The 14337-nt window shown below is 69.7% G+C and carries 15 protein-coding genes; 5 read left to right on the top strand and 10 right to left on the bottom strand.

What is annotated here, in order from left to right; genetic code table 11:
• From WC493_RS08850 to WC493_RS08895, 10 genes are all read right to left on the bottom strand, one after another.
• Window positions 1–136: formate dehydrogenase subunit delta (locus WC493_RS08850; RefSeq protein WP_373064754.1), on the bottom strand; the 136-nt coding region annotated here is incomplete at its 3' end.
• Between the two features lie 2 nt (window positions 137–138).
• Entirely contained in the window at window positions 139–2985 is a 2847-nt protein-coding gene (fdhF, locus tag WC493_RS08855) for a formate dehydrogenase subunit alpha (protein ID WP_373064672.1), read from the bottom strand.
• A gap of 10 nt (window positions 2986–2995) precedes the next feature.
• Entirely contained in the window at window positions 2996–4558 is a 1563-nt protein-coding gene (locus WC493_RS08860) for an NADH-ubiquinone oxidoreductase-F iron-sulfur binding region domain-containing protein (protein ID WP_373064674.1), read from the bottom strand.
• On the bottom strand, window positions 4555–5025 hold the full coding sequence (locus tag WC493_RS08865; protein WP_373064676.1) for a formate dehydrogenase subunit gamma: 471 nt from the start codon (window positions 5023–5025) through the stop codon (window positions 4555–4557). The genes WC493_RS08860 and WC493_RS08865 overlap by 4 nt, the downstream gene beginning before the upstream one ends.
• Window positions 5026–5126: 101 nt before the next feature.
• On the bottom strand, window positions 5127–6026 hold the full coding sequence (locus WC493_RS08870) for a LysR family transcriptional regulator (protein ID WP_373064678.1): 900 nt from the start codon (window positions 6024–6026) through the stop codon (window positions 5127–5129).
• Window positions 6023–6607 carry a molybdenum cofactor guanylyltransferase MobA gene (gene mobA, locus WC493_RS08875; RefSeq protein WP_373064680.1) on the bottom strand — a complete coding sequence of 195 codons (585 nt, stop codon included), beginning with the start codon at window positions 6605–6607 and terminating at the stop codon, window positions 6023–6025. The genes WC493_RS08870 and mobA overlap by 4 nt, the downstream gene beginning before the upstream one ends.
• Window positions 6604–7818 carry a gephyrin-like molybdotransferase Glp gene (gene glp / locus WC493_RS08880; protein WP_373064682.1) on the bottom strand — a complete coding sequence of 405 codons (1215 nt, stop codon included), beginning with the start codon at window positions 7816–7818 and terminating at the stop codon, window positions 6604–6606. The genes mobA and glp overlap by 4 nt, the downstream gene beginning before the upstream one ends.
• The gene (gene mobB, locus WC493_RS08885; protein WP_373064684.1) at window positions 7815–8312 is read right to left on the bottom strand and encodes a molybdopterin-guanine dinucleotide biosynthesis protein B; all 498 of its coding nucleotides are present in this window, start codon (window positions 8310–8312) and stop codon (window positions 7815–7817) included. Before mobB ends, glp begins: the two co-directional genes overlap by 4 nt.
• A complete protein-coding gene (gene fdhD, locus WC493_RS08890; protein ID WP_373064686.1) occupies window positions 8309–9130 on the bottom strand; it encodes a formate dehydrogenase accessory sulfurtransferase FdhD in 822 nt (273 codons plus the stop codon). The genes mobB and fdhD overlap by 4 nt, the downstream gene beginning before the upstream one ends.
• 8 nt (window positions 9131–9138) lie before the next feature.
• Window positions 9139–9336, bottom strand: coding sequence for a heavy-metal-associated domain-containing protein (locus tag WC493_RS08895; protein ID WP_373064688.1), 198 nt, complete (start codon window positions 9334–9336; stop codon window positions 9139–9141).
• Between the two features lie 131 nt (window positions 9337–9467).
• On the opposite strand from WC493_RS08895, the gene WC493_RS08900 reads away from it, so the two are divergent.
• The 5 genes from WC493_RS08900 (at window position 9468) to WC493_RS08920 (ending at window position 14335) form a co-directional block, all read left to right on the top strand.
• Window positions 9468–11603 carry a heavy metal translocating P-type ATPase gene (locus WC493_RS08900; protein WP_373064690.1) on the top strand — a complete coding sequence of 712 codons (2136 nt, stop codon included), beginning with the start codon at window positions 9468–9470 and terminating at the stop codon, window positions 11601–11603.
• Between the two features lie 163 nt (window positions 11604–11766).
• Window positions 11767–12165 (top strand): Cu(I)-responsive transcriptional regulator, encoded by a 399-nt coding sequence (gene cueR / locus WC493_RS08905; RefSeq protein ID WP_373064692.1) that lies wholly within the window; start codon window positions 11767–11769, stop codon window positions 12163–12165.
• 152 nt (window positions 12166–12317) lie between these two features.
• The gene (locus WC493_RS08910; RefSeq protein WP_373064694.1) at window positions 12318–12644 is read left to right on the top strand and encodes a GFA family protein; all 327 of its coding nucleotides are present in this window, start codon (window positions 12318–12320) and stop codon (window positions 12642–12644) included.
• Window positions 12645–12799: 155 nt separating this feature from the next.
• Complete coding sequence (locus tag WC493_RS08915) at window positions 12800–13636, top strand: enoyl-CoA hydratase-related protein (protein WP_373064696.1); 837 nt, start codon at window positions 12800–12802, stop codon at window positions 13634–13636.
• Between the two features lie 33 nt (window positions 13637–13669).
• A complete protein-coding gene (locus WC493_RS08920) occupies window positions 13670–14335 on the top strand; it encodes a hypothetical protein (protein WP_373064698.1) in 666 nt (221 codons plus the stop codon).
• Window positions 14336–14337: the final 2 nt, after the last annotated feature.

Here is a 14337-nt window from a genome sequence, read left to right on the forward strand (position 1 = left end):
GGATCTGCGAGCGCATCCTCGGGTCCCAGAATTTCACCAGGTGATCGGCGATCTCGGCAGGCGCCGAGGCGGCACCCTGGGCCTTGAAGAAGGCGGCGATCTGATTGGCCATGCGGACCAGCTTCTGGGCGTCCATCGTCACTCCGCCGCCTGGTCCGCGGCGACGATGCGCCGGCTCTTCTCGCTGTGTTCGCGGTAGCGTTCCTGCCAGTCGCTCGGCCCGTTGGAGGGCGAGACCTGGACCGCCGTCACCTTGTACTCGGGGCAATTGGTGGCCCAGTCCGAATAGTCGGTGGTGATCACATTGGCCTGGGTCATCGGGTGGTGGAAGGTCGTGTAGACGACGCCGGGGGCCACACGGGTGGTGATCTGCGCGCGCAATGCGGTCTCGCCCGAGCGGCTCTGCAGCTTCACGAAATCGCCGTCCTTGATGCCGCGGTTCTCGGCGTCATAGGGATGGATCTCGAGGAGATCTTCCGGGTGCCACACGGTATTGGCGGTGCGCCGCGTCTGCGCGCCCACGTTATATTGCGACAGGATGCGGCCGGTGGTCAGCAGCAGGGGGAAGCGCGGGCCGGTCTTCTCGTCCGTCGGCACATATTCGGTGATGACGAATTTGCCCTTGCCGCGCACGAAGCCGCCGATATGCATGATCGGCGTGCCTTCCGGCGCCTTCTCGTTGCACGGCCATTGCACCGAACCCATCTCGTCGAGCCGGGCGTAGGAAACCCCGGCGAAGCTCGGCGTGGTCGCCGCGATCTCGTCCATGATCTCGGACGGGTGGCCGTAATTCATCGCCATGCCCATCGCCTGGGCCAGCTTCTGCGTCACTTCCCAATCGGCCAGGCCGTTCTTCGGCGTCATCACCTTGCGCACGCGGTTGATGCGGCGTTCGGCATTGGTGAAGGTGCCGTCCTTCTCGAGGAAGGTCGAACCCGGCAGGAAGACATGGGCGTAATTGGCGGTCTCGTTCAGGAACAGGTCCTGCACCACCACGCATTCCATGGCCGAAAGGCCCGAGGTGACGTGTTTCGTGTCGGGGTCGGACTGTACGATGTCCTCGCCCTGGACATAGAGGCCCTTGAAACTGCCCTCCAGCGCCGCATCGAACATGTTGGGAATGCGGAGGCCTGGCTCGTCCGACAGGGTGACGCCCCAGAGTTTCTCGAAAATCTCCCGCGTGGCGTCTTCCGAGACGTGGCGATAGCCCGGCAACTCGTGCGGGAAGGAACCCATGTCGCAGGAACCCTGGACATTGTTCTGCCCGCGCAGCGGATTGACGCCGACGCCGCGCCGGCCGATGTTGCCGGTCGCCATGGCCAGATTGGCGATGGCGATCACCGTGGTGGTGCCCTGGCTGTGCTCGGTGACGCCGAGGCCGTAATAGATGGCACCATTGCCGCCGGTGGCATAGAGCCTCGCGGCGCCGCGGATCGCCTCCGCCGGCACGCCTGAGATCTTCTCGACCGCTTCCGGCGCATGGCGCGGATCGGCGACGAAGGCGGCCCAGTCCTGGAACTCGTCCCAATCGCAGGTGGCGCGCACGAAATCCTCGTTCACCAAGCCCTCGGTGACGACGACATGGGCGAGCGCCGTGACCACGGCGACATTGGTGCCGGGGCGGAGGGGCAGGTGATAGGACGCCTCGACATGGGGGCTGCGGACGAGGTCGATCCGGCGCGGATCGATCACGATCAGCTTGGCGCCCTGGCGGAGCCGCTTCTTGAGGCGCGAGGCGAAGACCGGGTGGCCGTCGGTCGGATTGGCGCCGATCACCAGGACGACGTCGGACTCTTCGACCGAATCGAAATCCTGCGTGCCCGCCGAGGTGCCGAAGGCGGTCTTCAGGCCGTAGCCGGTGGGCGAATGGCAGACCCGGGCACAGGTATCGACATTATTGTTGCCGAAGCCGGCGCGGATCAGCTTCTGAACCAGATAGGTTTCCTCGTTGGTGCAGCGCGACGAGGTGATGCCGCCGACCGAGGCAACGCCGTAAGTTGCCTGGAGGCGGCGGAATTCGCTGGCGACATGGGCGAAGGCTTCGTCCCAGCTCACTTCGCGCCAGGGATCGGTGATCCTGGCGCGCACCATCGGCTTCGTGATGCGGTCGCGGTGGGTGGCGTAACCCCAGGCGAAACGGCCCTTCACGCAGGAATGGCCGCGGTTCGCCTTGCCGTCCTTCCAGGGCACCATGCGCACCAGTTCCTCGCCCCGCATCTCGGCCTTGAAGGAACAGCCGACGCCGCAATAGGCGCAGGTGGTGACCACCGAATGTTCCGGCTGGCCGATCTCGACGACCGATTTCTCGATCAGCGTCGCGGTCGGGCAGGCCTGCACGCAGGCGCCGCAGGAAACGCATTCGGAGGTCAGGAACGTCTCATGCGCGCCGGGCGAAACCCGGCTGTCGAAGCCGCGGCCCTCGATGGTCAGGGCGAAGGTGCCCTGCACTTCCTCGCAGGCGCGGACACAGCGCGAACAGACGATGCATTTCGACGGATCATAGTCGAAATAGGGGTTCGACTGGTCCTTCTCGGAATGGGTGTGGTTCTCGCCCGCATAGCCGTAGCGGACATCGCGAAGCCCCACGGCGCCGGCCATGTCCTGCAATTCGCAGTCGCCATTGGCGCCGCAGGTCAGGCAGTCCAGCGGGTGGTCGGAGATATAGAGTTCCATCACGCCCTTGCGCAGGCGCTTCAGGCGTTCCGTCTGGGTCTGCACCGCCATGCCTTCGGCGACGGGCGTGGTGCAGGAGGCGGGCGTGCCCGCCCGGCCCTCGATCTCCACCAGGCAGAGCCGGCAGGAGCCGAAAGCCTTCACGCTGTCGGTGGCGCAGAGCTTGGGGATCTGCGTCCCCATCTCCATGGCGGCGCGCATGATCGAGGTGCCGGCGGGAACCGTGACGTTCCGGCCGTCGATGGTGAGATTCACCACCTTGTCGGCGGTAACGGCAGGGGTGCCATAGTCGGTCTCGGGGACGAGGGACATGGGGCCACTCCTATTCGGCCGCGGCGGGCATGGGGCCGCGCGCGAAATCGTCGGGGAAATGCTGCAGGGCGGAGAGCACGGGATAGGGCGTGAAACCGCCGAGGGCGCAGAGGGAGCCGAATTTCATCGTCTCGCACAGGTCTTCGAGCAGCGAGAGGTTAGCGGTCACGTCGCGGCCCGCGGCGATCTTGTCGACCGTCTCCACCCCCCGGGTCGAGCCGATCCGGCAGGGGGTGCATTTGCCGCAGGATTCGATGGCGCAGAATTCCAGGGCGAAACGTGCCTGTTTCAGCATGTCCGCGGTGTCGTCGAACACCACCACGCCGCCGTGGCCGATCAGCCCGCCCGCCTTGGCAAAGGCCTCATAGTCGAAGGGCGTGTCGAACAGCGCGGGCGGGAAATAAGCGCCGAGCGGCCCGCCCACCTGCACCGCCTTGATGGGCCGGCCGCTCGCGGTGCCGCCGCCGACTTCGTTCACCAATTCGCCGAGCGTGATGCCGAAGCCGACCTCGAACAGCCCGCCCTGCTTCAGATTGCCGGCGAGCTGGATCGGCATGGTGCCGCGCGACCGGCCGAAACCGAGGTCGGCATAGGCCTGCGCACCCTTGTGCAGGATGAAGGGCACCGAGGCGAGGGAGAGGATGTTGTTGATCACCGTGGGCTTGCCGAACAAGCCCTCATGCGCCGGCAGGGGCGGCTTGGCCCGGACCTGGCCGCGCTTGCCCTCGATACTCTCGAGCAGAGCCGTCTCCTCGCCGCAGACATAGGCCCCGGCGCCGACCCGGAGTTCGAGCTCGAAGCGCCGGCCGGAACCCATGACGTTGCCGCCCAGGAAGCCGGCATCGCGCGCCATGGCGATCGCCGAATTCATGATCGCAATGGCATGGGGGTATTCGGAGCGGGTGTAGATGTAACCCTTGGTGGCGCCGACGGCGATTCCGGCAATGGCCATGCCCTCGATCAGGTGGAAGGGATCGCCCTCCATCAGCATGCGGTCGGCGAAAGTGCCGCTGTCGCCCTCGTCCGCATTGGCGACGACATATTTCTGGGTCCCGGGGGCGTCCAGCACGGTCTTCCACTTGATGCCGGTCGGGAAGCCGGCGCCGCCCCGGCCGCGCAGGCCCGATTTGGTCACTTCCGCGACGATCTCGGCGGGGGCAAGGGAGATCGCCCGGGCCAGGCCCTTCCAGCCGTCCGTCGCGGCATAATCGTCGAGCGAGAGGGGGGCGATCACGCCGCAGCGGGCGAAGGTGAAGCGGGTCTGGCGCTTCAGGAAGGGAATCTCTTCGACCAGGCCGAGGCCGCCGTGGCCCTCGGCCAAGCCTTCGGCGAAGAGGCGCGCCACATCTTCGGGCTCGACCGGGCCGTAGCCGACGCGGCCTGCCGGCGTCGCCACCTCGACCAGGGGTTCCAGCCAATGCAAGCCCCGCGAGCCGTTGCGGATCAGGCGGAGATGCAGGCCGCGCTTGCCCGCCTCGATCCGGATCGCATCGGCGACGGCATCGGCGCCCACGGCCAGCGCCGCGGCATCCTGGGGTACGTAAATGGTCAGGGGGACGTTGAGGGCGCTCACGGCAGCAACTCCGCCACCAGGCGCTCGGCCTTGGCCGGGGTCAGGCGGCCGACCAGGCGGTCGTCCACCATGGCGGCCGGTGCGGTCGAGCAGAGGCCGAGGCAGAACACGGGTTCCAGCGTGACCGAACCATCCGCCGCCGTCTCGCCGAAGGAGAGGCCGAGCCGGCGGCATACATGCTCCGCCACCGCCTCGCCGCCCATCGATTGGCAGGCTTCGGCCCGGCACAGTTTCACGACGTGCTGGCCCGCCGGCTGTTCCCGGAAATCGTGATAGAAGCTGACGACGCCGTGAATCTCCGCCCGCGAGCGATTCTCCGCCTCGGCGATCAGCGACACCGCCGCCGCCGGCACATGGCCGAATTCCGCCTGGATCGCATGGAGGACCGGCAGGGTCGCTCCCTCCACCCCGGCAAAACGCGCGATCACCTCGCGCAAGCGCTCCCGCTCGGCCATTTCATGCGACATCGGCGCGACAATCCCTTCTCGCAGTTTCCCCCAACGTCCGGCCATTATCGATCGTGATCAAGGGGGTGAATTCTATGGTGCAATAGAACAATTCTATCGAACTAGTCATCCTCGGCGATGGCGGGGGCGACAGCTTCGGCTTGGGCGACCAGGGCGGTGGTCAGGGGGGTCATGGGGTCGCGGTGGGGCACGACCAGGCCGATCGTGTGGGCGGCGTCGGGCTCGACGATGGGGATCGAGCGGACGTTGTCGGGCAGGCCCAGGGCACCGGCCAGTTTGGCGGGCATCACGCTGGCCCATTTCGCGGTCCGGACATGGGCGAAGAGCACGATCATCGAATTGGATTCGAGGGTGGGCGAGGGGCTGGTGCCGGCCTCGCGCAGCAATTGGTCGATGATGCGCCGGTTCTGCATGTCGGGCGTCAGCAGGCAGAGCGGGAGCTGGCCGACTTCGGCCCAGGTGACGCGGGCGCGGTCGCCCAGCGGCGCGCTCGCCGCGGTGAGCAGGCGATAGCGCTCGCGGTAGAGCGGCACGGTGGTGACGCGGCCCAGCGGCTCGTTGTCGAGATAGGTGATGCCGGCATCGATCTCCAGATTCTCCAGGAGGCCGAGGACTTCGATCGAGGTGCGCGAGAGGACGGTGAAATGCACCTTCGGATAGCGCGCGCGAAACGGTGTGGTCAGCTGCGGCACCATGGCGAGGGCGGTCGGGATCGCCGCGATCTTCAGGTGGCCGGCCAGGCCCCGGCGCATCGCCTCGATGTCCTGGCGGAGGCCCCTGGCGTCGCCGACCAGGCGGCGGGCCCATTCCAGTACTTTCTCGCCCTCCGGCGTCAGGCCCTGGAAGCGCGAGCTGCGCTGGACCAGGAGCACGCCGAGTTCCGCCTCCAGCTGCTTGATCCCGGCCGAGAGGGTCGGCTGGGTGACATGGCAGGCTTCGGCGGCGCGGCCGAAATGCCGTTCGCGGGCGAGCGCCAGCAGGAATTCGAGCTTGGTGATCATGGCAGCAGGGCTTCGGCGGCGGCCAGGTCTTCCGGCCGGTTCACGTTGAAGAACGGATCGCGCCCTTCCGTGCCGAAGTCCACCAGCGCGAGGTCGAAACGGCGCACGAAATCCTCGACCCGGCGGATGCCCTCGTCGACCAGCGCCCGCTCGAGCGGGGCGGCCAGCGTCGGGTCCCACAGCGCGGTCGCCCAATGGACCCGCCCGCCCGAGGCGGCGACGGCGATCCGCCCGCCCGCCGCGGCGAGGCGCTGCGCCAGATCGGCCGGCAGGAAGGGCGCATCGCCCGGCACGGTGAGCAGGCGGCGGCTCCCGGCGCGGCGCAGGCCGGCCAGAACGCCCGCCAGCGGCCCGGGCTGGCCCGCTACCGGGTCGGGAACGACGGCGAGGCCGAAGCCGGCGAAACGCGCGGGATCGCCATTGGCGTTGAGGAGGAGTTCCGCGCATTGGGGCGCCAGCCGCTCGATCACATGGCCGAGCAGCGGCCGGCCGCCGAGCGGCAGCAGGGTCTTGTCGCCGCCGCCGAGCCGCCGCGCCCGCCCGCCCGCCAGGATCAGGCCGAGGGGGCGCGGATCGCTCACGGCAGCGTGCCCGGAAAGGGGATGAAGGCGACCGGGTCGCCCGGCACGATCGCCGCCGCGGGCTCGGGCATTTCGATCAGGCCGGTGGCCTGCCCGCTCCAGGCCAGGTTGCCGGCCATGGCGGCGGTCAGCCGTTCGATCCGTCCCTCGGCGGTGAGGCGGCCGGGCAGATAGATCCGGTCGCCTGCCGCTTTCTCGAAGGCGAAGCCGGCGGGCAGGCGGAGCCGCTGCACTCCGTCCGGCGTCTCGCCGGCCAGGCGGCGGACGAGCCCGCGGCCGAGCACGGTGAAGACCACGGCGGCGGCACCGGGGTTGCCCGGCAGGCCCAGCACGGGCGTCTGCCCGATGCGGCCGAGGCCGACCGGCCGCCCCGGCTTGATCGCCAGGCGGTGGAAGATCATGCCGCCCGAGTCCTTCAACACGGCGGGCACATGGTCCTCGTCGCCGACCGACATGCCGGCGGTGGTGACCACGAGATCATGGCTGGCGGCGGCCTCGTGGAGGGCTTCGGCGATCACGGCGCGGCGGTCGGGCAGGATCGGCCAGTCGGTCACCCGGCAGCCGGCGCCGCGCAGCCATTCGCGCAGCATGGGCCGGTTGCTGTCCACCACCTGATGATCCTCGGTCGGGGTTCCGGCCGGCACCAGTTCGTCACCGGAGGAGATCAGGGCGACCCGGGGTCGGCACCGCACCAGGACGTCGGCCGCGCCGAGATCGGCGAGCAGGCCGAGGTGGAGCGGCGAGAGGCGAAGGCCGGCGGCCAGCACCCGTTCGCCCGGCTTCAGCACTTCGCCGGCCCGGCGGATGTTGGCGCCGGGCCGGGGCTCGGCCGCGAGCCGGAGCATTCCTTCCGCCACATCGGCGCATTCCTGCATGGCGACGGCATCGGCGCCGGCCGGCAACAGGGCGCCGGTGAAAATCCGCACCGCTTCGCCCGGGCCGAGGCAGCCGGCGAAGGGCGCACCGGCGGCTGCCCGTCCGATCACCCGGCGGGGGCCGGCATCGGCGGTACGGAGCGCGTAGCCGTCGACCGCGCTGTTGTCGGCCGCGGGCAGCAGGCGGGTCGCGCTCACGTCACTCGCCAGCACGCGGCCCACGGCCTCGATGACGGGCAGGCTCTCGCTCCCCGGACAGGGGGCGATGTGACGGGCGATCAGGGCTTGCGCCTCCGCCAGGGTCAGCAGGGGCAGGGTCAGCAGGGGCTTGCTCACGCCAGGCCCTGCGCGATCAGGAAATCGGCCACCGCGCCGGCATCGTCGAGCGGCAGGAAGGGCAGGGCCACGCCGGGCAGCGGCGCCGGGCTCGCCACCGCGACGATATGGGGATCGTCCGGGTGGAGCAGGGGCTTGCCGACCTCGGGCCGATGCACCTCGATCTTGGGGATCGGATCGCGCTTGAAGCCTTCGACCACCACGACGTCGACCGGCGCCATGCGGGCGAGCAGGGCGGCCAAGTCCAATTCCGGGGCACCGCGATATTCATGCATGAGGGCGAAGCGGTTGGCGGAGGCGACCATGACTTCGCTGGCCCCGGCCATTCGGTGCTGGTGGCTGTCCTTGCCCGGCTTGTCGATGTCGAAATCGTGATGCGCGTGTTTGACGGTCGAGACCGAGCGGCCGCGCGCGATCAGGGCCGGGATCACCTGGGTGATCAGCGTGGTCTTGCCGGAACCGCTCCAGCCCGCGAAACCGATCAGCCGGGTCATGCCGCGATCCGCTCGGGATGGGCGAAGATCGTGCAGCGGCTGCCGCGGGCGAAGGCGGCGAGGGTGATGTTGGCGTCCTCCGCCAGGGCGGCGGCGAAGCCGGTCGGGGCGGAGACGGCGGCGATCACGGCGATGCCGGCCTGGGCCGCCTTCTGCACGATCTCGTAGGAACAGCGGCTGGTCACGGCGAGCATGCCGGTCGCAGGGTCGAGCCCGGCACGGGCCAAAGCGCCGGTCACCTTGTCGACCGCATTGTGGCGGCCGACATCCTCGCGGAGCAGCAGGACATGGCCCTCCGCATCGGCGAAAGCGGCGGCATGGACGGCGTGGGACTCGCGGTTCAACTGCTGGCCGGCCGCCAGTTCCGCCATGGCGCGGGCGATCGCCGCCGCCGCGACGACCGGACCGGGGCCGAGCGGGGCGAGGGGGCGGATCGCCTGGTCCAGGCTCTCGATGCCGCAGAGGCCGCAGCCGGTGCGCCCGGCCAGGCTGCGCCGCCGGTCCTTGAGGGCGGCGAAGCGGGCGGACGGGATCTCCATCCGCATCTCGATGCCGCGGGCATGGTCCTGGCGTTCGATCTCGCGGATCTCGCTCGCACGCCCGACGATGCCTTCGGCGAGCGAGAAACCGAGGGCGAAATCCTCAAGGTCCTGCGGCGTCGCCATCATCACGGCGTGGGAGATGCCGTTATAGACCAGGGCGACGGGCACTTCGGCCGCCAGCACGTCGACCACCGCCAAGGCCACGGCACCGTCGCGCCGCAGCGCCGGGCGGCGCTGCAGGGGCGGATGATCGTCCGGCGCGTGGTCGTCGGGCATGCGGGGGATCAGGCGGCCTTGACGCCGAAGCCGGCGCGTTCGATCGCCTGGGCCACCGCCTTGGGGTCGACGCCGTCGGCGAAGCTGACCTTGCCTGCGTCGAGATCGACCTTGGGGGCGGCATCGGGCGCCACTTTGGCCACGGCCTTCTCGACCGATTTGGCACAACCGCCGCAGGTCATGCCGGTGACTTCCAGAACTTGCATTTCACGCACTCCTGTTCTCACCGCCACAAGATGGGGCTTGCCACCGTGGTAAGGTCAAGGTGGAAATTCATGCTTGACCTTCCCACGTTGGGAAGGTGTTCGCTGAACCCCAGACAGCGAATGGATATGCGATGACCACCTTGCAGATCGACGGTATGACCTGCGCCTCCTGCGTGGCGCGGGTCGAAAAGGCACTGGCTTCGGTGCCCGGGGTTTCCGCGGCCTCGGTCAACCTGGCGACGGAAACCGCGCGGGTCGACGGCAAGGCGCCGCTCGCCGCCCTGATCGAAGCGGTCGAGGCGAGCGGCTACGAAGCCCATCTCGCGGCCGACGAATTCGATCCCGGGCGCCAGGTCGGCGCATCGGCACCCCACGGTGCCGAAGTGGTGCTGGCCCTGCTGCTCACCCTGCCGCTGCTGGTACCCATGGTGGGCGACCTTCTGGGGCAGCACTGGATGCTCTCGGGCTGGACCCAGCTCGGCCTCGGCACCATGGTGCAATTCGTCTTCGGCTGGCGCTTCTACCTGCATGGCTACAAGGCGCTCAGGGCCGGGGCCGGCAATATGGACCTCCTGGTGGCGCTCGGCACCTCGGCGGCCTATGGCCTCAGTGTCTATCTGCTTGCGGTCCGGGGCGCCCATCACCTCTATTTCGAAGCCTCGGCGGCGGTGATCGCCCTGGTCCTGCTCGGCAAATATCTGGAAGCGCGGGCGAAGCGGGAGACCGGCTCGGCGCTGCGCGCCCTGGCGGCGCTCCGGCCCGACAAGGCGATCCGGATCGAGGACGGCCAGGAAGTCGAAGTGCCGGTCGCCTCGCTCGCCGACGGCGACCGCATCCTGGTCCGTGCCGGGGCGCGCATCGCGGCCGACGGCGTGATCGAGGAAGGCTTGTCCGCGGTCGACGAAGCTTTGCTGACCGGCGAGAGCCTGCCGGTGGCCAAGGCACCGGGCGACGCCGTGGTGGGCGGGGCCGTCAACGGCGAGGGCCGGCTGCTGGTCCGGGTCACCGCGACCGGGCACCGCGCCTTTCTCGGCACGGTGATGCGCATGGTGGCGGAAGCCCAGGGCTCCAAGCCGCCGATCCAGCGCCTGGTCGACCGTATCGCCGCGGTCTTCGTGCCGGTGGTGATCGCCATCGCCGCCGCTACCATGCTGGGCTGGGGCATCGCCGGGGCGGATGCCGAGACGGCGATCATCCATGGCGTCGCCGTGCTGGTGATCGCCTGCCCCTGCGCCCTCGGCCTGGCGACGCCGGCGGCGATCATGGTGGGCACCGGGCTCGCCGCGCGGAACGGCATCCTGATCCGCGATCCGGCGGCGCTGGAGGCGGCGCGCACGATCGATCTCGTGGTGTTCGACAAGACCGGCACGCTGACCGAGGGCAAGCCCCGCCTGGTCGCCACCGAAGTGCTGGCGCCGGATCTTTCCGAGGACAAGGCCCTGGCGCTGGCGGCGGCCCTGCAATCGGCCAACGACCATCCGCTCGGCCTGGCGCTGCGCCAAGCGGCGGCTGGGCGGGGGCTGACGCTTCCCGCGGTCGAGGCGGCGCGGAGCCTGGCCGGGCGCGGCGTCGTGGGCCGGGTCGACGGTATCGACTATCTGCTCGGCAGCCTGGTGGCGGCCAAGGAGGCGGGGGCAAGGGTGCCCGGCACGGTGCTGGTCGAAGGGGCGAGCGAGAGCGTGCTGACCGCGGGCAGCACGGCGATCGCCCGCTTCGCCTTCGAGGACAGTGATCGGCCCGGTGCCGCCCCGGCGATCCGGGCGCTGACGGCGCGCGGTATCGGCACCGCCATGCTGTCGGGCGACCGGCGGGCAGCGGCCCAGGCGATCGCCCGGCGCCTCGGCATCGTCAATGTCACGGCGGAGGTTCTGCCGGGCGACAAGGCGCATGTGATCGCAGCCTACCGGAGCTCCGGCAAGGTGGTGGCGATGGTGGGTGACGGGCTCAACGATGCCCCGGCCCTGGCAGCGGCCGATCTCGGCATCGCCATGGCGGGCGGCGTCGACGTCGCGCTGGCGACCGCGGGGATCACCCTGATGCGGCCCGATCCCCGCCTGGTGCCGGCGGCGATCGCGCTCGCCTCGGCGGTGGCGGCCAAGATCCGCTCCAACCTGTTCTGGGCCTTCGCCTATAATGTGGTGGGCATCCCGCTGGCCGCCTTCGGCCTGCTCTCGCCGGTGATCGCGGGTGTCGCCATGGCAGCCAGCAGCGTCAGCGTGCTGACCAACGCCCTCCTCCTCCGCCGCTGGAAAGCACCTGAAGCATGAGCAACGGGTTTCACGGAACGCTCCGCCATCCGCCGGTCTGGCCCCCCGAAGCGGGGGCCAACCCCGCCAAAGGCGGGGTGCGAAGCGGGCCGGCGCAGCCGGCGTCTAGCGAAGCGAGCCAAGGCCGCGGATGCGGCCGCCCGGCGATTGAGGGACCTGAACAATGAACATCGGCGAAACCGCGGCCTCTTCCGGCGTCTCGGCCAAGATGATCCGGCATTACGAGAGTATCGGCCTGCTGCCGCCGGCGGCGCGGAGCGAGGCGGGCTACCGGCGCTATCGGGCGCAGGATGTCGAGACGCTCCGCTTCATCCGGCGGGCGCGCGACCTCGGCTTCTCGCTCGATTCGATCCACGACCTGCTGGATCTCTGGCGCGACCGCAGCCGGGCCTCGTCCGAGGTGAAGCACCTGGCGCTCGACCATGTCGCGACGCTGGAAGCCAAGATCGCGGAACTGCAGAGCATGGCGCGCACGCTGCGCCACCTGGCGGATGCCTGCCACGGCGATGAGCGGCCGGATTGCCCGATCCTCGACGACCTGGCGGGCTGCCCGCACGGCTGAGCGAAATTCAGTTTGCGTCGCGCCCCGCCCCGCCCGGAGAATAGCGGCGCCAGGAAGAGGTCGGGATGGAGAACGAGGAGAAAATCCTATACGGCGCCTGCCTTTGCGGAGCGGTGCGGTTTTCCGCCCGGGGCCGATTCGGCGCCGTTTCGGTGTGCCATTGCTCGCAGTGCCGGCGCTGGCACGGGGCGCCCGGCCCCTATACCGCGGTCCGGCGCGACCGGCTCCAGTTCCAGAACAGCCGCGGCCTCGCCTGGTATCGCTCGAGCGAGCGGGCACGGCGCGGCTTCTGCCGGGATTGCGGCTCCTCGCTGTTCTGGGAGCAGCCCCAGGCGAATTACACGGCGGTCGCGCTCGGCTGCCTCGATGCGCCGACCGGGCTTCGCGTCGCCCATCACATCTTCGTCGCCGACAAGGGCGATTCCTACGAGATCGCCGACGGCCTGCCGCAATGGCCCGACGGCCAGGTGACGGAATAGGCCGATGAGCCTTCTCGCCACCAGCCGTTTGTGGGATGACGGCGTCATGGATCCCGTGGATACACGGCGAGTCGCCGCTCCTCGCCGGGTGGCCGCCCCGACTGTGCCCAATCCGGAACCGCGCTCCGGCGCATTCCGCCTGTAAGGAAGCCTCCATGCCTACCGACATGAACGAAGTCGCCCCCGGCACCGAACTGCCGGATCTCGAAGCCGGTGTCCGCCTCGAAGTCTCGCCCGAGGGGCTGGCCGTCGCGACCCTGGCCAAGCCCGAGAAGCACAATTGCTTCGACGAGCTGACGATCGACCGCTTGTCGACGATCTTCGACGACCTCGGCCGCCAGGACGGTATCCGCGCCCTGATCATCCGGGCGGAAGGCGCCAGCTTCTCGGCCGGCGGCGACCTCAACTGGATGCGCCGCCAGGCGACCCAGGTCTATGACGAGAATCTGACCGACGCCCGCGGCCTCGCCACCATGTTCGCCCGCCTCGACCGCCTGCCGATGCCGACCATCGCCATGGTCGACGGCCCGGCCTATGGCGGCGGCGTCGGCCTGGTCGCCTGCTGCGACATCGCCCTGGGCACGCCCAAGGCCGCCTTCGCCCTCTCCGAGGTCAAGATCGGCCTGATGCCGGCCACCATCGCCCCCTATGTCCAGCGCGCCATCGGCGCCCGCAACTGCCGGCGTTACTTCCAGACCGGCGAGCGTTTCGGCGCCGAGGACGCCCTGCGCATGGGCCTGCTGTCCGAAGTGCTGCCCGATGCGGTCGCCCTGGAAGAGCGGATGAGCAAGCTGGTCGATGCGATCTTCCTGAACGCGCCAGGCGCCGTCGCCCGCGCCAAGAGCCTGGTCGCCGAAATCGAGGACATGCCGATCGACGACCGCCTGGGCGAGCTCACCGCGGTCGCCATCGCCAAGCGCCGCGCCACCGAGGAGGCCAAGGAAGGCCTTTCCGCCTTCCTCGAAAAGCGGCGTCCCGACTGGCAGTCGTGACGGCTGGCCCGACCAGCGAGCGGGCGGCCTGACATGGCCTATCGCCTGTCCCAAGCACAGCGCCGGGCGGTGACGCGGCTCGCCGATTCACCGCTCGCCCGGGCGCTTTCCTTCCCCATAGAGGGACGGGCGCTGAAGGGCCGCGCCATCGCGGCCCGGCTGCAGGTCGAATCGCTGCGCTGGGCCACGGCCTTCGCCATCGGGCCGGTGATGGCCTTTTCCGTGCTGCTGCTGGTCGGGCTGATCACGGGACGCATGCCGGGCTTCATGGTGCCGCTGGGCGGGGTCTGGTTCGCCCTCGCGGTGATCACCCTCGCTGGTTTCGCCGGCTGGTTCACCGGTCGGCGCGTGCTGAAACGCTTCTATGCCGACGTCCAGATGCAGCAGGCCGATGCGCCGGATTTCATCTGCGCCGACGCCCGCGGCTTGACCGTGACCGGGGCGGGCGGCTTCCGCCTGGAAGGGCCGTGGTCGCGCTGGCGGGTTTCGAGCATCACGGTGCATCCGCCCGAGGGACAGGGCCGCGCGGTCGGCCGGCGCAGCTATTTCCGCGCCATGGTGCTGGCGCTCGACGGCGACGCGGGCAAGGCGGTCGCCCTCGATCCCCTGCTGATCGAACGGGGCGCCGCCCTCTGCGCCGTGACGCTCAGGGCGCTCGAGAAGGCCGGCGCCTTCGCCGCGCCCGAGGCGAAATCTTAAGG

It is taken from the genome of Zavarzinia sp., from assembly GCF_041650655.1.
Taxonomy (GTDB): Bacteria; Pseudomonadota; Alphaproteobacteria; order Zavarziniales; family Zavarziniaceae; genus Zavarzinia.

What these genes read in the sequence shown, in the direction of transcription:
- WC493_RS08895 (WP_373064688.1), bottom strand. Translation starts at nt 9,336, where the DNA reads ATGCAAGTTCTGGAAGTCACCGGCATGACCTGCGGCGGTTGTGCCAAA.
- mobB (WP_373064684.1), bottom strand. Translation starts at nt 8,312, where the DNA reads ATGACCCGGCTGATCGGTTTCGCGGGCTGGAGCGGTTCCGGCAAGACC.
- WC493_RS08915 (WP_373064696.1), top strand. Translation starts at nt 12,800, where the DNA reads ATGCCTACCGACATGAACGAAGTCGCCCCCGGCACCGAACTGCCGGAT.
- WC493_RS08865 (WP_373064676.1), bottom strand. Translation starts at nt 5,025, where the DNA reads ATGTCGCATGAAATGGCCGAGCGGGAGCGCTTGCGCGAGGTGATCGCG.
- WC493_RS08870 (WP_373064678.1), bottom strand. Translation starts at nt 6,026, where the DNA reads ATGATCACCAAGCTCGAATTCCTGCTGGCGCTCGCCCGCGAACGGCAT.
- fdhD (WP_373064686.1), bottom strand. Translation starts at nt 9,130, where the DNA reads ATGCCCGACGACCACGCGCCGGACGATCATCCGCCCCTGCAGCGCCGC.
- fdhF (WP_373064672.1), bottom strand. Translation starts at nt 2,985, where the DNA reads ATGTCCCTCGTCCCCGAGACCGACTATGGCACCCCTGCCGTTACCGCC.
- cueR (WP_373064692.1), top strand. Translation starts at nt 11,767, where the DNA reads ATGAACATCGGCGAAACCGCGGCCTCTTCCGGCGTCTCGGCCAAGATG.
- WC493_RS08920 (WP_373064698.1), top strand. Translation starts at nt 13,670, where the DNA reads ATGGCCTATCGCCTGTCCCAAGCACAGCGCCGGGCGGTGACGCGGCTC.
- WC493_RS08900 (WP_373064690.1), top strand. Translation starts at nt 9,468, where the DNA reads ATGACCACCTTGCAGATCGACGGTATGACCTGCGCCTCCTGCGTGGCG.